The 21,032-nt window shown below is 36.0% G+C and carries 17 protein-coding genes; 6 read left to right on the plus strand and 11 right to left on the minus strand.

Translation table 11 applies throughout. The annotated features are described in order from the left end of the window. Window positions 1–32: 32 nt before the first annotated feature. The 5 genes from purE to IEX65_RS19200 form a co-directional block, all read right to left on the minus strand. The gene (gene purE, locus IEX65_RS19180) at window positions 33–518 is read right to left on the minus strand and encodes a 5-(carboxyamino)imidazole ribonucleotide mutase (protein ID WP_188768329.1); all 486 of its coding nucleotides are present in this window, start codon (window positions 516–518) and stop codon (window positions 33–35) included. A 90-nt stretch (window positions 519–608) separates the two neighbouring features. Then, entirely contained in the window at window positions 609–1,778 is a 1,170-nt protein-coding gene (locus IEX65_RS19185) for a 5-(carboxyamino)imidazole ribonucleotide synthase (protein ID WP_188768330.1), read from the minus strand. 20 nt (window positions 1,779–1,798) lie between these two features. Then, window positions 1,799–2,608, minus strand: a complete 810-nt coding sequence (locus IEX65_RS19190) for an ion transporter (protein WP_188768331.1) — start codon at window positions 2,606–2,608, stop codon at window positions 1,799–1,801. A gap of 118 nt (window positions 2,609–2,726) precedes the next feature. Continuing rightward, complete coding sequence (locus IEX65_RS19195; protein ID WP_188768332.1) at window positions 2,727–2,918, minus strand: hypothetical protein; 192 nt, start codon at window positions 2,916–2,918, stop codon at window positions 2,727–2,729. A 154-nt stretch (window positions 2,919–3,072) separates the two neighbouring features. Continuing rightward, on the minus strand, window positions 3,073–3,492 hold the full coding sequence (locus tag IEX65_RS19200; protein ID WP_188768333.1) for an OsmC family protein: 420 nt from the start codon (window positions 3,490–3,492) through the stop codon (window positions 3,073–3,075). Between the two features lie 436 nt (window positions 3,493–3,928). Between IEX65_RS19200 and IEX65_RS19205 the strand changes: the two genes are divergently transcribed. Together IEX65_RS19205 and clpB are read left to right on the plus strand one after the other, a co-directional pair. Continuing rightward, window positions 3,929–4,219, plus strand: a complete 291-nt coding sequence (locus tag IEX65_RS19205; protein ID WP_188768335.1) for a hypothetical protein — start codon at window positions 3,929–3,931, stop codon at window positions 4,217–4,219. A 276-nt stretch (window positions 4,220–4,495) separates the two neighbouring features. Further along, complete coding sequence (clpB, locus tag IEX65_RS19210; RefSeq protein WP_188768337.1) at window positions 4,496–7,123, plus strand: ATP-dependent chaperone ClpB; 2,628 nt, start codon at window positions 4,496–4,498, stop codon at window positions 7,121–7,123. Between the two features lie 98 nt (window positions 7,124–7,221). Here clpB and IEX65_RS19215 read toward each other — a convergent pair whose 3' ends face one another. The 5 genes from IEX65_RS19215 to IEX65_RS19235 form a co-directional block, all read right to left on the minus strand. Beyond that, entirely contained in the window at window positions 7,222–8,406 is a 1,185-nt protein-coding gene (locus IEX65_RS19215; RefSeq protein ID WP_188768339.1) for a Wadjet anti-phage system protein JetD domain-containing protein, read from the minus strand. Further along, window positions 8,384–11,857, minus strand: coding sequence for an ATP-binding protein (locus IEX65_RS19220; protein WP_188768341.1), 3,474 nt, complete (start codon window positions 11,855–11,857; stop codon window positions 8,384–8,386). The genes IEX65_RS19215 and IEX65_RS19220 overlap by 23 nt, the downstream gene beginning before the upstream one ends. Beyond that, window positions 11,838–12,431, minus strand: a complete 594-nt coding sequence (locus IEX65_RS19225) for a DUF4194 domain-containing protein (RefSeq protein ID WP_188768343.1) — start codon at window positions 12,429–12,431, stop codon at window positions 11,838–11,840. The genes IEX65_RS19220 and IEX65_RS19225 overlap by 20 nt, the downstream gene beginning before the upstream one ends. Then, a complete protein-coding gene (locus IEX65_RS19230) occupies window positions 12,431–13,879 on the minus strand; it encodes a DUF3375 domain-containing protein (protein ID WP_188768345.1) in 1,449 nt (482 codons plus the stop codon). Before IEX65_RS19230 ends, IEX65_RS19225 begins: the two co-directional genes overlap by 1 nt. 183 nt (window positions 13,880–14,062) lie before the next feature. Then, complete coding sequence (locus tag IEX65_RS19235) at window positions 14,063–15,232, minus strand: WG repeat-containing protein (RefSeq protein ID WP_188768348.1); 1,170 nt, start codon at window positions 15,230–15,232, stop codon at window positions 14,063–14,065. 325 nt (window positions 15,233–15,557) lie between these two features. Here IEX65_RS19235 and pheT point away from each other — a divergent pair, with 325 nt between their 5' ends. Continuing rightward, on the plus strand, window positions 15,558–17,990 hold the full coding sequence (pheT, locus tag IEX65_RS19240) for a phenylalanine--tRNA ligase subunit beta (protein WP_188768350.1): 2,433 nt from the start codon (window positions 15,558–15,560) through the stop codon (window positions 17,988–17,990). Between the two features lie 98 nt (window positions 17,991–18,088). Next, entirely contained in the window at window positions 18,089–18,706 is a 618-nt protein-coding gene (locus IEX65_RS19245; protein WP_188768352.1) for a hypothetical protein, read from the plus strand. 96 nt (window positions 18,707–18,802) lie between these two features. Here the strand turns inward: IEX65_RS19245 and mce are convergent, their stop codons facing one another. Next, a complete protein-coding gene (gene mce, locus IEX65_RS19250; RefSeq protein WP_188768354.1) occupies window positions 18,803–19,204 on the minus strand; it encodes a methylmalonyl-CoA epimerase in 402 nt (133 codons plus the stop codon). A gap of 199 nt (window positions 19,205–19,403) precedes the next feature. On the opposite strand from mce, the gene IEX65_RS19255 reads away from it, so the two are divergent. Further along, a complete protein-coding gene (locus tag IEX65_RS19255; RefSeq protein ID WP_188768356.1) occupies window positions 19,404–19,757 on the plus strand; it encodes an S-adenosylmethionine decarboxylase family protein in 354 nt (117 codons plus the stop codon). Next, window positions 19,758–21,032: a DUF4178 domain-containing protein gene (locus tag IEX65_RS19260; RefSeq protein WP_188768358.1), complete on the plus strand. Its 1,275-nt coding sequence runs from the start codon at window positions 19,758–19,760 to the stop codon at window positions 21,030–21,032. It abuts the gene before it with no gap.

A 21,032-nucleotide genomic window follows, 5' to 3' on the forward strand; every position in this document is an offset into this window, starting at 1 on the left:
TTCGATTGAAATATTGAATATTTGTGTCAAACTTACACCGATTTCTGTAATTCCTCGTTCATTTCTTCAACCAAATCCTTCAATCCTTCGCTGTATGCTCTTAGTTTTTTTGCAATTTCCTCGTCGTTTGCTCCTAAGATTTGTGCAGCTAAAATTCCTGCATTTTTTGCACCATTCAACGAAACTGTAGCAACTGGTACACCAGCAGGCATTTGAAGAATCGACAAAATCGAATCCCAACCATCAATCGAATTGCTTGATTTGATAGGTACACCAATCACTGGAAGAGTCGTACTTGATGAAACCATACCTGGTAAATGAGCAGCACCACCAGCACCTGCAATGATTACTTTTAAGCCACGACGACGTGCCGAATGGGCATAATCAAGCATTTTTTGTGGTGTACGGTGTGCCGAAACAACTTCTTTCTCGTAAGGGATTCCGAATTGTTCTAATATTTCAACTGCTGCCGACATTACTTTCCAGTCGGATAAACTACCCATTATGATTCCAACCATCTTATTTCAATTAAGAATTAAGAATTATGAATTGAGAATTAGGAATTATTTTTTGTGGTAATTCTTAATTCTTAATTCATAATTCTCCATTCATTTCGTAACTACTTTAAGTTTTTCTTTTACAAAAATGACCTTTTCTTTTAATTTATCAAAATTTTGGTCGATAATCGTTATATGTCCCATTTTTCGGAAAGGTTTTGTAATTTTCTTTCCATAAAGAAACGGATGCACGCCCTCAACGCCCAAAACCTCATTCATACCTTCGTAAACAGCTTCGCCTGAGTGGCCGTCTTCGCCTAATAAATTTACCATGGCAGCTTTTGAGTGTGCTTTTGTGCTTCCAAGAGGTAAATCAAAAATGGCTCGTAAATGCTGTTCATACTGCGAGACATCATTGGCTCTGATGCTTTGGTGGCCGCTGTTGTGTGGCCGAGGTGCAACTTCATTGATTAGGATTTGACTGTCTTTTGTCAAGAACATCTCAACCGCTAATAAACCCACCACACCAAAAGCTTCGGCGGTTTTGATGGCTACTTGCTCAGCTTGTGCTTCTATTTCAGCAGAAATTTCGGCAGGAGCAAAGAGATATTCTACCAAGTTGGCTTCTGGATGAAATACCATTTCTACGACTGGAAAAGTTTTGATTTCTCCGCTGGCATTACGAGCCACAATCACAGCCAGTTCTTTCTCGAAGTCAACCATTTTTTCCAACACACTTGGTTGGTCGAACGCTTTCGCTAAGTCAGCTTCGGAGCGTAGTACTTGCACACCTTTGCCATCGTAGCCACCCGTACCGAGTTTATGAACTGCTGGCAGAAAATCGACGTAATTTTTTACATCGGCCTGATTTTCTGTCAGTATAAAATCGGCTGTCGGAAGGTTATTGTCTTTATAAAATTGCTTTTGAATACGTTTATCTTGAATCAGGCGTAAAACCGAAGGCTGCGGATACACTAATTTGCCTTGTTTTTCGAAAGTTTCGAGTGCTTCGATGCTGACATTTTCAATTTCAATCGTAATTATATCACAGTCTTGCCCAAAAGCCATTACCGTATCGAAATCTTTCAGCGAACCATTCACAAATTCATGAGCAATGTGCTTGCATGGTGCATCGGGGTCGGGGTCAAGCGATTTGATAGTGAAGTCGAAGTCGATAGCAGCTTGAATAATCATTCTGCCGAGTTGGCCACCGCCAAGAATACCGAGTTTTTTTGAGTTATCGAATTGCACGAAGAAGTTTTTTTGTGCAAAGATAAGCATGGCATCATCGAAAAGCAATCTTAATGCGAATGATTGAACTCATTTCCGCAGTGTGGACACTTAATTTTGTGTTTTTGGCCACGCATTTGTTCAGCAAAACCCGATGCCAAGATACCAGTCGGCAAGGCAAAAAGTGCTACCCCAAGAATGGCAATTAAGCCTCCGATGATTTTGCCGATGGGAGTAATGGGTCGATAATCGGCATCTCCGACGGTTGTCATGGCATTTACTCCCCACCACATGGCTTCTGGAATACTCGAAAATTTAGTTGGCTGCATTTCATGCTCAAAATAATAAAGTGTACTCGACGAAATAATTAACACAAAAACAATGAAGACAAAACTCAGCACAAGTTCCTCTTGCTTTTCTTTCATTACTTTCTGAATCACCCGCAAGGCATGAAAATATTTGCTTACTCTAAACAAACGAAGCATTCGGAGTAAGCGAAGGATACGAATAAACCCTAAATCAGTAATGAATATGGAGACATAAAAAGGGGCAATAGAAAGCAAATCGACTAAGCCCCAAGCCGAAAAAATGAATTTTAACCGCCCTTTGATTGGGTGTGAGAAATGTGGATTTTCAACACAAGACCATAATCGTAAAATATATTCTACCGTAAAAACAATGACTGAGAAAACCTCAAAATCAAGCAAAATTTGATGGTATTTCTGAATACTCGGAACTGTATCTAAGATAATGGCAACGGCATTGAGCGAAATGATGACCGTCAAGAAAATATTTACCCAAAAACTCAAGCCGAGTTTCCGATGCCAAGTAATTTCGAGAATATTGTGTACGTGTTTGCGTAACGAAACAGTCGGACTCATTAAATGTAGGTAGTGTTTATTCGACCAATTTAAGAAAAAAAGCAATCGGAACAAAAAAAGGTCAACGATTGCTCATTGACCCCTTTACTTACTCAATTGATTATAGAAAATAAGATTATTATTCTGCTTTCTTTTGGCAGCAAGCTTTGCTTTCTTTTTTACATTCTTTGGCCATTTCTTTATCGCAACATTTCATTTCTTTTTTTGCCGCTTCTCTGCGAGCCTTACGCCCACCTTTTTCTTTTTCTACGGCCAAAACAACTGTGGCAGCCGATGCTACCAATGCGAAAACTATGATTAACTTTTTCATGATAGAATATTTTAAGATTTTTAAACAGTAACAAATAGCTTCTGGGAAATTTCCGACAATTAATGTTAGTTTAAAATACTACTATGGACTGTCGTCTATTAACCGTGGACTACTCACTGAATCTCAAATATTATACCAATAGTTTTATCAGAAGTTAATTGATAGAAAGTGTATGCGTAATTTCGGCGGTTGGACTAAACTGAGCTGTGGCCGAGCAGTATTTTTCCATCGAAAGTTGAATGGCACGCTCAACTTTTGCTTGGTCGAGCTGACCTTTGAATGCAAAATGTATGTTTATCTTGCGAAACGGACTCATCTCAGTACCTTCGATTTTTACACGCTCACCTTCTACCGATATTCTAATGTCATCAATTACTTGGCGTTGTTTTTTCAAAATCAAGATTACATCAATCGCTGTGCAGCCGCCCAAACCCATCAAAAGCATTTCCATTGGTCTTGCTCCTAAGTTATGTCCGCCAATATCAACATTAGCATCCATGTGGTTGACCGTACCTGCTGTACCGACGGCTTCAAAATGGAAGGCGTCATCGACTCTTACTAATTCTACTTTCATTCGATTACTTATATCTGTTTTTCTGATAACATATTCAAAGTAAAAGAAAGTTTCTCTAAACAAGAAATCAATTCTTTAGAATCTTTAGTGAAAAAGGTTTTTATAAATCGACTAAAGATATACAAATATTGAGCTACTATTTGAAAGTTATATAAATATATTAGAATAGTTATATTTTAGTGTTTCTGTATAAAACTTACACTTAAACCTATTTTTCTTGTTTTAGGTAATTTTATCTTAAAAATGAGTTAAAATTAAACCTATAATTCGAGTTTTAGTAAAAATAATATTGTACTATTCTAATATTTTAATTTACTATAAAAAGAATATGTGCCAAATATTATTTGGTTATATATGTATTTTGCAAAATAATTTAAAAATTACTTGACAGGTGTCGAATTATTCTACTATATTTGTATCACAAAACAGCAAAATCATGAGAAATAACATAGACAAAGAAACTTACACATGGTCATTTAAGGTATTCACTCTTCTTGGAATCCTACTTTTGTTAGTAAATATTTTCCTATACTTTTCATTAGAACCGATGCACGCTATGGCATTTAAGTTTGCAAGTTCTACATTTTGCTTGCTGTTAGCAGTTGGTGTTTGGATGCGTTTAGAATACTTAAAGGCATTTCAAGAAGCAACATATAAGGCTCGTCGTGTACCAATGTGGGCATCTATTTTTGTATTTGTAATTACAGCATTTTCAAGATTCTTCTAAGAGACTTCTCTAAACAAACTATATAACTATTCATAAGGGCAAAATGACTTCGGTTGTTTTGCCCTTTTCATTTATGCAGTTTTGTCATTTTAATCTTTCCTGAATTTTGTAATTCCTGCCTTTTTGTCGTTTGAAATTGAAAAATTTTAAGCATTTTCGGCCATTTTTTCCGAATAACACACCTCTGCATACTTTTTGATGAGTATCTCTGCGTAACACAACTGAAAGCATTAGGAAAAACAAGTGTACAGCTTGTTTCACAAAACATCAAAAGCTATGAATTTTAACCAATATACCATCAAAGCCCAAGAAGTAATTCAGAAGGCTTCGGAGATTGCCCTCGGCAATGGCCAACAGGCAATCGAAACAGGGCATATTCTAAAAGCGATTTTAGAAGAAGATGCCAATACTGCTACTTTTTTGTTGAATAAAGCAGCAGCCAAGAAAGAAACAATACAGCCCAAGCTCGAAAACATTGTTGCGGCCTATCCGAAAGTTTCGGGAGGAACAGGCCAAGTGTATTTGAGCAACGATACTGCCCAAGCATTGAGTAAAGCCACCAACTTAATGAAAGAATTTGGTGATGAATTTGTGAGTGTCGAACTCCTACTTTTAAGTTTGGCCGCAGGAAAAGACTCGGTAGCGAGTTTGTTGAAAGAGAATAATTTGAATGAAAAAAACTTAAAAGTAGCCATTAAAGAACTAAGAGGAAACAACACAGTGAAAGACCAAAACGCCGAAAATACTTACCAAGCCCTTTCTCGTTATAGCAAAAATCTGAATGATTTGGCACGAAAAGGCAAAATTGACCCAGTAATTGGCCGTGACGAAGAAATCCGCCGAGTTTTGCAGATTCTCTCACGACGTACTAAAAACAACCCAATATTATTAGGTGAGCCAGGTGTCGGAAAAACCGCCATCGTAGAGGGTTTAGCTCAAAGAATTGTGTCGGGCGATGTTCCCGAAAACTTAAAATCTAAAACCATCGTATCGCTTGATATGGGTTTGTTGATTGCGGGTGCAAAATATAAAGGAGAGTTTGAGGAGCGTCTGAAAGCCGTAATCAAAGAAGTGACTGATTCAAACGGTGAGATGATTTTGTTTATTGATGAAATTCATACGCTCGTAGGGGCAGGTGCTGGCGGAGAAGGAGCGATGGATGCCGCAAACTTATTGAAACCTGCTCTTTCTCGTGGCGAATTGCACACGATAGGAGCAACAACACTCAACGAATACCAAAAATATATTGAGAAAGACAAGGCTCTCGAACGTCGCTTTCAGTCAGTTATTGTTGATGAGCCGAATGTACAAGATGCGATTTCTATCTTGCGTGGTATAAAAGATAAATACGAATTGCATCATGGGGTAAGAATCCAAGATGATGCCGTGATTGCGGCCGTTGAGTTATCGGATAGATATATTTCTGATAGATTTTTACCCGATAAAGCCATTGATTTGATGGACGAGGCCGCCTCGAAACTTCGCCTCGAAATGGATTCGATGCCCGAAGAGTTGGATGAGTTGAATCGTAAAATCATGCAGCTCGAAATTGAGCGTGAAGCGATTCGTCGTGAAAATAACCGTGAAAAAGAAGCAGTTTTGAACAAAGATATTGCTGATTTGAGCGAAAAACGCAATGATTTAAAATCTAAATGGGAAAATGAGAAAGGTTCGCTAAACGAACTCCGCTCTTTGAAAGAACAAGTTGAAAGACTCAAAATCGAAGCCGACCAAGCCGAGCGTGCCGGTGATTACGGAAAAGTGGCCGAGATTCGTTACGGAAAATTGATTGAAACCAATAATCGCTTGAACGAAATCCAAGCCAAAAACGACCAACAACCAGCCAACTTGTTGAACGAGGAGGTTACGGCCGAAAATATTGCTGAAATTGTTGCTCGATGGACAGGCGTTCCTGTAACAAAAATGTTGCAAAGTGAGCGTGAGAAACTATTGCATTTGGAAGACGAGCTTCGCCGTAGAGTGGCAGGGCAGGAGGAGGCCATTGAGCTGGTAGCAGATGCAGTACGTCGTTCTCGTGCGGGTATGCAAGACCCTAAAAAACCGATTGGTAGCTTCTTATTTTTAGGAAGTACAGGGGTTGGTAAAACCGAATTGGCAAAGGCATTGGCTGAATATTTATTCAATGATGATTCAGCAATGGTGCGTATCGACATGAGCGAGTACCAAGAACGCCATGCCGTGAGCCGATTAGTGGGTTCGCCTCCAGGATACGTGGGTTATGAAGAAGGTGGACAATTAACCGAGGCCGTAAGACGCAAGCCATACAGTGTGATTTTGTTAGATGAAATCGAAAAGGCTCACCCTGATGTGTGGAATGTTTTATTACAAGTGCTTGATGAAGGACGTTTGACCGACAACAAAGGCCGAACTGCTAATTTCAAGAATACGATTGTGATAATGACCTCGAATATCGGTAGTCATTTCATTCAAGATAAATACCTTGAGTCGAAAGGTGATGATAAAGCTTGGCACTTATTCTACAAAGAAGAAGCCAAAAACGATGTCATGAATTTACTTAAATCATCTGTCAGACCAGAGTTTTTGAACCGTATCGACGAAATCGTATTGTTCGACCCATTGACAAAAATCAATATTCGTCGAATCGTGCAGATTCAGTTCAGACAAATTCAAGCTCGCTTGGCTGAACAAGGAATTACCCTCGAAGCATCTGATGCAGTTTTGGATAAATTGGGAGAAGAAGGCTACGATATAACTTTCGGAGCAAGACCGCTCAAACGAGTGCTTCAACGCAGAGTTTTGAATGAATTATCGAAAGAGATTTTGGCTGGAAAAGTGCAGAAAGATTCGGTAGTAATGATGGAACTTGGCCCAGAAGGTGAAATTTTATTTGAAAATATCGCTTCAGTAGAAGAGGTCTTATAAGTAGTATAGGGTAAATTAGATTAGGTTTAGTAGAATGAAACTCCTGCGAGATGATTTTCTTGCAGGAGTTTTTTTGTTATGAAAAAATCAATATTAGATTAAATCTTGGCTAATTCAGTTAAACACTTTTCAACATACCATTGAGGTATTTTTTCTTGTTCTAATCTACATCTATCAATTGGTAAGTTCTTTAGATATTTGAATAAAACTACTTCTTTTTCAGAAAGATTTGGTGGAATGCTTTTAACTGAATTCTTACCTTTTGAAAGTCCTTCCACTGAAAACTTTTCAAAACAGTCAAAGTTCATCATTAAAGAAATGGCATCTGATTTGAAATATCTTAATTCTGATAATATTTGAAATCCTTCAACATCTAAATCTCCCCAATAATAAATAATTTTTGACTTTAGCCAGCTAATTTTTGATAAGTTACTTACTGCTTTTCCACTACCAAAAATGATAATTGATTTTGGAATCTCTGGAAAAGTAAGAATACACATTTGGTTTTCAGCAATAAAAACTTGTTTTATTTGGTATTGGATGAATAAAGATTCAAGCTGAGAAATGGGTAAAGAAACATCTGATAAGCCATTGATAAACAGATTTTTATCTAAAATCCTAAGTCGAATAAGTGGTATTGATTCGAGTAACCCGAAACGTTTTTCAAAATCTTGAGTTTCATCATTTACGGCTTCTTTAGGAAGCAAGAAGTTTAGCAAAGATGTTATGATAGGCCTATTTTCTTCAATAAACTTAGTATGAATATTTTTTATAGGCAGTTGTCTTATATAAAGATTGGGTTTAGGGTTTTCTAAAAAATAAGTACCTACTTTTAGTAAATCTTCCCATTTTTCAGCATTTTCAATGACTTTAATTGGATTTTGAACTACCCATTGCATTAATTGAGGAAAAAAGTTTATTATCAACCTTGAATTAGATTGGAAAATTTCAAAATCTTCACTTTTTTGTATAAACTTCAAATAATCATCTTCTGTTTCAAATGATATTTTAGTAATAAATTCACTCTCTCCAATTTTGTGGCTTTTAATTTTTTGCCAAGTCAATTCATAGCCAAAACCTTTTTCTACTTTTGAATATCTTTTTAGTTCTTCTTGCTCACTGTAAATTTTTTCAAAGTTTGATAAAGTTTCTGATGGTTTTACTAAACCAATTTGAGGGACTTCCTTTGGGAAAAAAGGTTCATTTTTCAACCAAAAAGCTAAAAAACTGCCATCATTCCACCATTTTTCGGCTTTTAGTCTAATTTCTTGCGGACTGAGCATATAATTCCTTATTTTCTAAATATTCCTTTTTTGTCAAATTGGTGATGGACGAATATTGCCCATTTTGGTTTGCTACAAAATGAACTGCATTGATGTAATCTTCAATGATGTTGATTTTCTGTAAAGGTGTAACTATTAGCAATTGTAAATTCATTTTCTTGAAAAGTTCCAAACCATATCTTGTACTATCATCTGAACCTCGCCCAAAGGCTTCATCAATCACTACTAAGCGAAAAGTTTTAGGCTGTCCATCCCATCTTAACCCGAACTGGTAGGTAATTGCAGAGGCTAAAATAGTGTAAGCCAGTTTTTCTTTCTGTCCACCTGATTTTCCTGATGAATCACTGAAATAATCTCTTCGAGTGTCGTCTTCTCGATACAACTCCTCTGCTCCGAAAGTAAACCATTCTCTAACGTCTGTTACTTTTTCTGTCCATTTCTTATCTTCATCGGTAGTTTTTTGGAATCTCACCAATATTTTCTTTACAGACTCAAATTGTTTTTCAATGTTACTTTCAGTTTGCCCCAATATATTACTTAAACAATTGCGTAAATCAATTTTGAAATCAATAATATCATTAGTTTGGACACTACTTTTATCAATTCTAATGTATGTTCCTTCTGTCTTGTTATAATCGATTTCTTTGAGATTGTCGTTGATAATTCCAATTTTCTTTTCGATTTCTTTTTCTTGACGTTCTAAATTATTTCTGAATATCGAAATATGACCAATCGTTTTGTTGCTTAACTCATCTTTAAACCATTTTTCATGTTTAGGCAAGTCATTCTCTTTTATTTGGGTATAAAAATCAATGTAATCTTTGGCAGCTTTGGGTTCGGGGTTTACATCAAACTCATGGGTCTCTGATGGGAAGGCGTCTTTAAATTTTCTCATTTTAGTATTTAACCCAATAGCTAATTTATTTTTCTTTTCAGTCTCTATTTCTTTTAGACCAATTCTACTTGCTGTGATTTTTTTATTTGTCTTATCTTCCAAATCATACATATTATTGGTTTTTATCTCTCGATTTTCGAGTAAATTAATACGAATGAAATCATCATTCTCGGGTGTAACCTTTTCATTTTCAATACTTAGTTTATCAAGTGCTTCGAGCCATTTTGTGAGTTTTTGCATAATTGGTTGTTCTTCATCAAAAAATGACTCGAAAATTCTACTATCTTTGTCAATTACCCCTAAAATATTGAGTGCATTGAAAAGGCTATTTGTATTTTGTACTATCCCACTTTCAATATTTCCAAGTATTTTATTCTGATTATCTCTTATCTTAGATGCTATTTGTATTTTCTCTCCGATTTTTTCAAATTGAGCATTCAAAGTTTCCAACTCGCTCGATGTTGCTTTTAATTCACTTTCTTCTTGGTGTAGTTGTAAAATTTGACTTGCAATAGCTTGCCAATTGAGCTGGGCATAATCTGAAATTTGGCTTAGAATTATTATAGCGTTATTTTGCTGTTTTAAAGCTGTTTCTTCATTTCTGAGACTATTACTTTTTCCTTGAAAAGTGATGATTTTTTGACGATTTTCTTCTAAATCTTTTTCTAATAGATTAATTTTCTGTGTATTTGTCCATCCTAATATAAAATTTCTACGGTCATGGATATTTCTACGGTCATCTTTTTCATGGCGACTTTTGCCTAATTTTATTAAACCTTCTTTGGTTATTGCGAAGGGAGTTCTACGAAATTCTTCAATCGTATCACAACATATTAGATTATGGTCATTGGCTAATTTTTGTTCTATCCAATCATAAAATTCGTTGTCTTTTATCTCAATTTTACGAACTAACGATTGATTTGATAAGTTAATTACACCTCGTTTATCTTCATCTAAAACCCTGAAAAATACTAATCGTTCTCCATCAAAATTAGTGGAATTTATAAAATTACTCACTTGGTTGTAGAGTTCGTCTGCAACAATCAAACTTAGCCCAAAACCATTCAAACGCCTTTCTATTGCACCTTCCCATTCTTTCTCAGATTCTTTTACTTTTATTAATTCTCCTACAAATGGTAATTCACTTTCATCTAAATTGAAATGGTCTAAAATTCTTTTTCTAACACGCAATTGTCTATCAGGAATTTGGGTTTTTCTTTGAGTAAGTGATAATAATTCTTCCTCAAGGTTATCTTTTTCTTTTTTCAATCTGTCGGTTTCTAACAGAATATTATCTTGAAATTGTCTCAGTTCTTGCTGTTTCTGCTCAATTTCACTTGCGATTTTATCTAATTTCTTCTTATTCTCAAAGAATTCGTCACTATCCAAGACAGTTGATAAGCCAATTTTTTCTCCCAGTATTTTATATTGTTTTTCATTTTCCTGTTTGGTCGATTGCTCTTTTTTTAAGTTTTCAACTTCATCTTTGATTTGCTCTAATCGTTTTCCTTTCTCATTATTTGTAATCAAATCTCTGATTTGATTACTTTCTTTTTGGTATCTCTTTAAGTCTTCCTCTGCATTGGTCCGAATTCCTTCGGCTCGTTCATAATCAATCTGAGCATCACTCAGCGTTTCTTTCAAAAGTTGTGATTTATGATAAGCAAAATAATAGGGAATCTGCTCTAAAATCTCATCTAATCGCTTGATTTCAAGGCAAACTTCATCGTACTTAGCTAAATCTTCGATAATTGGGGTTAGTAATTCGAGTTGTCGTTTAGCTTTTAAAATGGCTTTATGAGCAGCATCTAAATTTTCAAAGCGTTCTAATAAAGTCTTTATTTCTTCTTCTACATTTGTTTTACTCAACATGTGTGTACGGACAAACTCAGTTAGATTTGAAACTTGTTTCATCGAAACTGTTTGGTAAAATAAATCTAAGGCTTCATCGCTTTTAATACCCACAATTTGTCTAAAACGGCTCGAATATTCTTTGAAACTATCGAAAAACTCTACACTTTTTGTTTCCTTTAGTCGCTTTTTTAGTTCTCTTATTTCATTAAAATTCTGAAAATGAGTAGCAATAGATAAATCATTCTCGGCGATTATAAAAAGCCGTTCAGCAGATTCATTTTCACTTTTGAGCCAAAAGATTTGTACGATTGTACAGTAGCTTTTGTAGTATTCATTGTAGAAACTCGCTAATAAAACGCTATATGTTCCATCTTCAACTTTTCGTAGCGTAATGGGCTTGCTTTTACTCGAAAAATCTACTTTTTCGCCTTTATATGCTCCCAAAATGTAGCTTTTTAGGTTACGTTCTCTGGTTTCAGCACCAGCAGCTTTATTGTATGTAATTTTTTGAGTAGAAACCAAAAGCGTTGTTAGTCCATCAATTAATGTTGATTTTCCAGAGCCTATATCACCAGTTACCAAAGCGTTAAAACCATTAGGACTTATCTTCCAAATCTTTTTATCGAAAGTTCCCCAATTTTGTACTTCAAAGCGGTGAAGTCTATAGCCAGCTAAAGTTTCATCAGTTGTGTTCGGTGTCATCTTTACCAATGTTTTTTAGATAATCTTTCATTTTTTGTTCTAATTCATTAATAAAATCAATATTTACGAATGAAATCAAGATACGTCGAATCTCAAATTCATCCTCATCGTTTTTTAACTCTCGTAAAAAGCCATATTCTTTCAATTTATTAATTGATTCGTCAACCTTTTTTTGGGTTTTACTTTCATCATTTTTATTTATCAGCAAAAAACCTTGCATTAAATCTACTATTTCTTGTTTTGAAATTCTTACTTGTGTTTCGCTTGAAGTTTGAATTTGCTCTGCCATTTTCTTCCGCAGAAGTACACACAGAAGGCTTGTATAATAGTTTAATTGGCGTTTTTCAATCAATTTCGGAAAATCTGATTGGTCTTCATGCAATTCTAAATCAATGATATGAGCAAAACCTTCGGCTTCATCAATATAAATACCTAAGCCTACTTGTTCAAAATGTTTTCTAATTTCAGTTTGATGCCTAAGCAACAGATACCAATATTTATCCTCTTGATACATTACACCTTTGTAAAGCGATACAATTGCAGGATTATATTCGGGAAGTTTTCGAGGTTCCATTATTTACTAAAAATGATTTTTGGTAATACAATTTCTTGCCATTGGTCTTTGATTTGATACCTTATCAAATCATCGGCATTTTCATCAACATAAGCTTTTTGAACTTGCTCACTATCTTTTGCTAAATTCAAATAACAAACGATTTCAGCCAAACCTTTTTGAATTGGGAAGGCTTGAATGATTTGGCTAAAGCTCACGACCGATTGTTCTCTGAGCATAAACCTAATATTGGCTTTTAACTCTTCTGGATTTATAAACTGTTGCTGATAAAGTATATCAAAATTACCTTCATTTTCGCCTTCTTCTAATATTTGAGCTTTGATTTTTGTAGTATTCGGGGGCTCAAATAGTTTGCGACTCATCACGAAATCATAATTGAGTTTTCCATCAATCTCTATAAAATTTCGCTCAGTAGGAGATTTTTTTTTAAGTGTGACGGCTAATTCTAAAACAGATTCAATCTTACTAATAATCTGTTTGTTTTGCATGAAGAACGCCGATTCAATGAATCGGCGTAAGCTACGAATAATGGAATCATTGACACGATGAATATTATCACTGTAATCAATCAGATTAAATTTCAAGTATTCAAGGTTATTATTAGAGTTAAATATTTGAATATCAGGTAATTGAAGTACCTGTTGAGTTAGTTCTTCTAACTCTTCTTGTCGCTTGAGATTCATCAAAAAGTCAAAAAAAGCTTTAAAGCTTTTTCCTTGGTCTTTTTCCCAAATCTGCTTATCAATCGTCCGAAAAAGATTATCTAAAAACTTACCTTTTGAAAGTGAAGTTGCTATTATTTCTTCTCGTAGTTTGGTGTCAATCTGCCTAAAATTCTCTTCAACTTGTCGAAAGTCAGAAGTCAAACGCCCGATTTTTTCCTCTAATAATTGAAAAGTCTCTCGAATTTTTGTAGAGTCCCAAACCTCAATTTCGCCAGCCTTGATTTTTTCAATTTCTAATTCCTTTTCTTTTATTTCTTTCCTTAATTGCTCAATTCGGGTTTCTTTGTTTTCACTACTTCGTGTCGCTATTTCTCGTAGGGTATTAAAAATGTCTAAAAGCCTTGATTCTGTTCCTACAAATTCAGATTTATTGAGTTCTTGAAGCCAACGAAGGGTATTTTCTGTATCAGACGTAATATCATAAAAATATTCGTCTGATTTACTTGGGTTTGTAGTATTACGATAAAAACCTTGGTCAACCCAATCATCAATATATTCACGAGGCAATCTTGGATTTTCAATTTCTTTATCATGAAGAAAATCAGATAATAGTAAAGTCAAATCTGATTTTTGATAGCGAGAAATGTTCTTAGTTTTGAAAGCCCAAAAACTGAAAGATAGCACCAAAGCAGTAGTGTCCCTGCTACGAGTAAGTAGTTTGATTGATGGATTGGTTTCTATAAGATTGCGTACTTGGTGAAAGTCTGTATAATCAAGAGCCATGTTTGTTTAGTAGATGTGTTGAATCAATATTATTCAAAAAATATTGATATTCAAAAAGAATTTATTAAATGGTAAAAGACTTGAAAAATGAAACCTACAATACAAAAAAAACGAAGCACCTTTCGATGCTCCGTCCCCATACTCAGTTCATTAATTTACTCAAATATTATCTGAGACCTTAAATTATTTATCCAATTTCGTCAACTCGCCTTTGCTAAATGGTTGCGATTCTACGAAAACTTCTTTGCCTTTTTTGTTCACAAAACCACTCTTGCCGAAGATACTCACACGAGCCATTCCTTCCGAAAAATTATAGGCTTCGTCATAAATCATCGGAATAATTTCTTCACCCGATTTATCAATAAAACCATATTTTCCTGCAATAGCTACTCTGGCTACACCTTCCGAAAAGCCCCAAATATTGTCATATTTAACAGGCGTTACTTCTTTACCTGTTTTATCAATGACACCGTATTTTCCTTTTATGCTTACCACCATCAAACCTTCCGACGAACCTTCAATGAAATCGTAGATAACGGGTACAACTTCATTGCCTGCTTTATCAATCATTCCCCATTTGCGTTTGCTGCGTACAACCGCCAAACCCTCTGTGAAGCTATCCACTTCATCAAAAGCATCAATTACAAACAGAGCATCGTTTTTGTCGATAAAGCCCCATTTTTTATTGTCAGTTTTTACTGCTGCACGACCTTCGGCAAAACTTTTGGCTGATTTATATCTTAACGGAATAATCTGAACACCTTTTTTGTCGATGAAGCCATATTTGTTTTCGATAGCCACACACGCCATTCCTTCTGAGAAACTTTCAGCTTTATCGAATTGCGGATGTGCTACATAATTATTCTTTCCGTCAATTACGCCCCATTTTCCGTATTGTTTCACAAAAGCTAAGCCTTCGCTGAAACTTAATACGTTTTCGTACTGAGGTGTAATCTTCAATTTACCTTTTTTATCTACAAAACCCCATTTTTCGCCAAGTCTGACGGCTGCCATTGCTTGCGAAAAATTAAGTGCTTCGTCATAGACAAAAGCAATTTTCTCTTTGCCTGATTTATCTACAAAACCCCATTTGCCATTTTTTTCAACGGCTGCCATGCCCTCGCTCATGTCGTAGGCATTTTCGTATTTGGCTGCTACAACCTCTTTTCCTTTTTTGTCAACAAAGCCAACTTTGTCTTTACTTTCAACCCGAGCAATGCCCGACTGAAAATCACTTACTTGTGTGGCTGATGCAAATTTCATTTTTGCTTCTTGGGCAAAAACATTACCCGAAAGCAAGGCAAGACCTAAAAACAGGCTTTTATGTAAGTTGTTGTTAAGAAAATTATTCATGGGATTATATGGTTATTAGGAAAACAAATCTTGTACATTATACTGTATCACGTTGCCAAACTTGTGCCAATCGACCATTTTTGAATGGAATCTTACCCAACGGATACATTTACCGATTTGGCAGTTTTTGAAACGCAATTTGTCAGGTTTAATTTTTAATTTCTCTAAAGGGTCAAACTCAGTGCCAAGCTTGCCCCCAAAAAGATAAACTTAGCCAACGGATACATGAGTAAAATTTAAGGAACCTCAAAGGGAAGCCTTCCTTTTGTTAACCATCAAAAAATATTACCTTTGTGCAAATTATCGGATAGCAAATAGAGCATAAATGAAAATTTCGTACAATTGGTTAAAGGGTTTGATTGATATTCAGGAATCGGCCGAAGAAATTGGTAAATTATTGACCGCTACTGGCTTAGAAGTAGAAGGCATCGAAGAAATAGAGTCGATAAAAGGTGGCTTGAAAGGTTTTGTAGTAGGCGAGGTGCTTACTTGCGAGACTTTTATGGTGAAAGAAAAACAACTAAGCCTCACAACCGTAAGCATAGGTGCCGAAACTCCTTCGACGATTGTTTGTGGAGCCGCCAACGTAAGAGCAGGACAAAAAGTGATTGTGGCTACGCTCGGAACAACCATTTATTTTGAAGACGGAAAATCTTTTGTAATCGAAAAACGTAAAGTTTATGGGCATCCGTCAGAAGGAATGATTTGTGCTGAAGATGAGATTGGAACTGGGCATTCGCACGATGGAATTTTGGTTTTGGATACTGATTTACCGAATGGTACGCCAGCAATAGAATATTTCAAATCTATCGGAAAATCGTTTGAAGCTGATTATCAAATCGAAATTGGTCTTACACCAAACCGTGCCGATGCGGCTTCACATTTGGGAGTTGCTCGTGACCTAAGAGCTGTTTTGGGTCGTGAAATCAAAATGCCTTCTATCGAAAACTTCAAGCCAGTTTCTCAAACAACAGATTTTCAAATAAGCTTAGAAAATACTGAAGCTTGCCCACGTTTTTGTGGTTTAGAAATTCGTGGAATTACGGTAAAGGAATCGCCAGAATGGTTGAAAAATGCTTTATTGGCTATCGGTCTGAATCCAATCAGCAATATCGTTGATATTACAAATTATATCTGCCACACACTCGGACAGCCGATGCACGCTTTTGATGCTGACGAAGTAAAAGGGCATAAAATTGTAGTCCGTGTGCCAGAAAAAGGCACAAAATTCACAACCCTTGATGGTACAGAACGCACACTTTCGGGTAGTGATTTGATGGTTTGTAATGCCGAGGAACCAATGGCAATTGCTGGTGTTTTTGGTGGTCAAAAGTCTGGTATCAAAAATTCTACACAAAATGTGTTCTTAGAAGTAGCTTATTTTAGTCCAGTTTGGGTACGTCGAACTGCTACTTTTCATGGCTTGAAAACCGATGCTTCGTTCCGTTATGAGCGTGGCACTGACCCAAATATGCCTCCGTTTGCGATTCGCTTGGCGGCAGTTTTGATTCAAGAATTGGCGGGCGGAGAGATAATCGGCGAACCAATTGATGTTTATCCAAATCCAATTGCCAATTTTGGAATTACAGTAAAACATAAAAACATCAGTCGCCTAATAGGTAAAAACTTAGACGACCGTTTGATTCATAAGATTCTGAAAAGCCTTGATATTGAGATTTTGAGCGATAACGGTAGCGAAATGCAAGTAAGCGTTCCACCATACCGTGTGGATGTAACTCGTGAAGCTGATGTGATTGAGGAAATTTTGAGAATTTATGGTTTTGATAATATCGAACTTTCAGAAACGCTCCAAACTGATTTCTTATCGTCGTTTGCCGAGAAAGATGCCGATAAATTACAGTTCCGTATTATCGAATTGTTGGCAGCAAATGGTTTCAACGAAATTCAAACACTTTCAATTACCAGACCTGCTTATAATCAAGCACTTGAAGCAACTGCGAAAGGTGAAACGGTCACTTTGCTGAACCCATTGAGCGAAGAACTTTCGGTGATGCGTTCGAGTCTTTTATTGACTGGAATGGAATCGGTAGCATATAATATTAACCGCCGTCAGAAAGATTTGAACTTATTTGAATTCGGACGTAGTTATTTCAAGAAAGACGACAAATATAAAGAAAATAAGCATTTAGGTGTTTGGATGACGGGAAATCGTCAGTCAGAATCTTGGGCGAGTCCGAGTACACCTTTGGCTTTCCATGATTTGGCTTTGGTTGTGCAGAAAGTTTTGAAGGCAATGAAAGTTGTAAAATTCGACACACAGGAAGCTGATTCTTCGGTTTTCCAATATGGTCTTACTTATTTAATCAACAAAAAGCCAGTTGTAAGTTTGGGTTTAGTAAAACCACAGTTGACTAAATTGGCTGATGTGAAACAAGCAGTTTTCTACGCTGATTTTGATTGGGAATATTTATTAAAACAATATTCGGGAAAAGTCGCTTTTGTTGAGATTCCGAAATTTCCAGAAGTACGTCGTGACCTTTCGTTAGTGATTGATTCAGAGGTGAAATTTGAGCAAGTTTCGGCCATTGCCGCCAAAACCGAAAAGAATTTACTCCAAAGCATCAATGCTTTTGATGTTTATGCAGGAGAAAAACTGGGTGAAGGTAAAAAATCTTATTCGGTGAGTTTCACACTCATCGACAAAGAAAAAACTTTGACCGATGATGTGATAGATAAAACAATGCAACGCCTCATTGCTGCCTACGAAAAAGAACTGGGAGCAGTGATTAGAAAATAAGAGAATTTAAGGAAGACTTCGTTTTAAACGAAGTCTTCCTTTTTTATGTATCTTTCTGGAAATTTTTCGTCTCAAGAAAAACTAAAACAATTTTGCTAATGAAAAAGTATGTAATGTTGGCCATTTCGGCAGCTATTTTAAATGTTTTTGTTGTAAATGTGAGTGTAGCAAATACCTCTAATTTATTAGTTTTTCAAGAAGAAACACCAGAAGCTGAAATTCTATTGGATAAAGCAATTGAAGCCGAAGCTGCGGGAAATCAAGAAGCTCTTTTGAGTTCTTTGACAGCTGGCACGGCTGCTCTCGAAAAGGAAGCAAATGCTGATAAAGGAAGTTTTAAAGACAAACTTTTGGGACAGGTAGGTGCATTACAAAAGTTTGCTCCGATGGTAAAAAGTGGACTTTTGAAAGGCGATATGCTTAAAAAAGTAATAAACACCGTGAAAATGCTATTAGCAGCCAAGAGAATTGAAAATGCTCTCGGTGGTTCAAATCTACTTGGCAATGTAGGTGGATTAACCAAAAACTTAGGTTTGATGAAAGCAGGTTTGCCTGCTCTCGGTGGCGATTCTCAGAGTAAATTGGGTGGCCTACTCGATACTGCTATGGGAAGTGTAGGAAACCTCAGTAAAGGAGGTATGACCGCCAAAGCTGCCGAACCAGCCGTAAAAAAACAACTCGGTGGAATCTTAGATTTTGTGAAAGGAGCGATATGAGTTCTGAAAGATTTGATTTATATTTTATTATCGCATCAATTCAATAAAATTCATTGCCGTCTGCTTTAGCTGACGGCAATGAAAAATAAGCACTATTTAGATAGACTGACACAACTCAATCAAAACTCCGTTTGTGCCTTTTGGGTGTAGGAAACACACCAATTTATTATCAGCACCACGCTTTGGTGTTGGGTTTAAAAGCGTGAAGCCTTCTGCTTCTAAACGTTTCATTTCTGCCAAAATATCATCTACTTCAAAGGCAATATGATGTATGCCTTCGCCTTTTTTCTCGATAAACTTTGCGATTGCACTATCAGGATTTGTGGCTTCGAGTAGCTCTACTTTAGTTTCGTTAATCTTGAAAAAAGAAGTTGTAACTCCTTCACTTTCAACGCTTTCTGATTTATACGGAGGCACGTTGAAAAGTTTAGTAAATAAATCATTTGAGGCAGAAATGTCTTTTACTGCAATCCCTATATGTTCTACGTTTGTTAGCATACAATCTATTAATTTCTATAAATTTTGATGATGAATTTCTTCCTAATCCATAGCGTCTGGTTTGCAAACCAGACGCTATGGATTAGGAAATCAATTTTAGTTTATCTAAAAAATATCTTGTACCAAAAGAATGGAAATTTCATGAAAAAATCTAACTTGCATCTCAAATAATCGCTAAACGATATAGAAACACCATTCCATGACCTATTCAAAGGGTTTGCATATTTTGGCCGAGATTGATACCACTGCAATCGAAGCTCTGACAGATTATGCAGCAGCCAAACAATTATTACAGAAACTCATCGAAAAACACCGACTGACGATTGTGGGTGAAGTTTTTGCTAATTTTGAAGGAGGAGGTTTTACGGGTGTGTATTGCTTGACGGAATCTCATATTTCGATTCACACTTGGCCAGAGTTTGGGCGAGTTACTTACGACGTATTTTTATCTAATTTTCGGAATAATAACGAAGCCATCGTGCGAGATTTTCACCAAGAACTCGTTGCGTTTTTTCAACCTACTGCATTAAATCTAAACGAACTTTATAGATAGATGAAGCAACGTATATGCACTAAATGTACAAACAAGATTTCGATGAACGACAACGACACTTTTGTTGCTTGTTCGAAATGCTTTAGCTATCAAGAAGTTACCGAAAACGGAATGAAGTTTCTTTCTTCCTTCAAAAGTTCCAATCGCCCGAAAGAAGTTTGTTTTGAGTTAGGTCAAAGTATCAGAGTCAATGGGACAACTTATACAATTACAGGAATTACACAGAGAAATGATGGAACAAACCTAAGAATTAATTGGAGAGAGTACGTTTTAAATGATGGGATACAAGAAAGATTTCTAAATGAGTATAATGGGAATTGGCAATTAGTTTGGGCGTTAAATGAAAAATCGCCACTTACTGGTAATTATAATCTTTTTCAAAAATATTATCAAGATGTAAATTGGGCGGTAGGAGGCTTTAATTTCGATGTTGTTGATACAAATAGAATCTATTCAAAAGAGTATATTTCTCCTCCCCAAATATTAATTGAAGAGGTTTATAGAACTTCTAATGGAAAAGAAAGTAACTCCGAATGGTATGAAGGTGAGTATGTAGATAATAATGAAATCTATCAAGAATATTTAAGTCTTGGGAATTCCACAACATTTCCCTCGAAAATTGGCGTAGGAGCAACCGAGCCTTATAAAAGTCAATTTTACTACAAAGATGCTTTAAAAATGAGCTTGATTGCTTTTGCGGTAATCTTGACGATTCAGCTATATTTTATGGCAACTTCGCCTACTACTACGGTTTTTAGAGAAACTTTCAGTGTGGCAGATTTAAAAATTGATTCAACCAGCACTAATCTGACTTCTGCCAAACCTATTGTTTCAAAAAGTTTTTCGATTGATAAAACAGGGAAAATTGAAATCGAACTTACTTCTGGCGTAGATAATTCGTGGTTAGAGTCGAATATCACGATGGTCAATGAAAGCACACTCCAAGAATTGCCTATTGTGATTGGAAATGAATTTTACCATGGTTATGAAGGTGGCGAAAAATGGACAGAAGGCTCAACCAGTGCTTCAAAAGATTATTCAGAAGTTCCCGCTGGAAAATATCATTTATTGATAGAAACCACAACACCCGCAACTAATGGTGGCACTTACGAAGTAAAACTTCAAACTGGCGGAATTTATTGGATAAACATTTTTATTATGCTGTGCTTGATTGTTATCGTGCCATTGATAAAATATTTTCAAGAATATAATTTTGAAAAAGAACGCTGGGCCGATAGTGATTATTCACCGTACGTAACTGAAGAAGACGAATAA

Origin of the sequence: Emticicia aquatilis (assembly GCF_014644295.1) — a bacterium.
Classification (GTDB): domain Bacteria; phylum Bacteroidota; class Bacteroidia; order Cytophagales; family Spirosomataceae; genus Emticicia; species Emticicia aquatilis.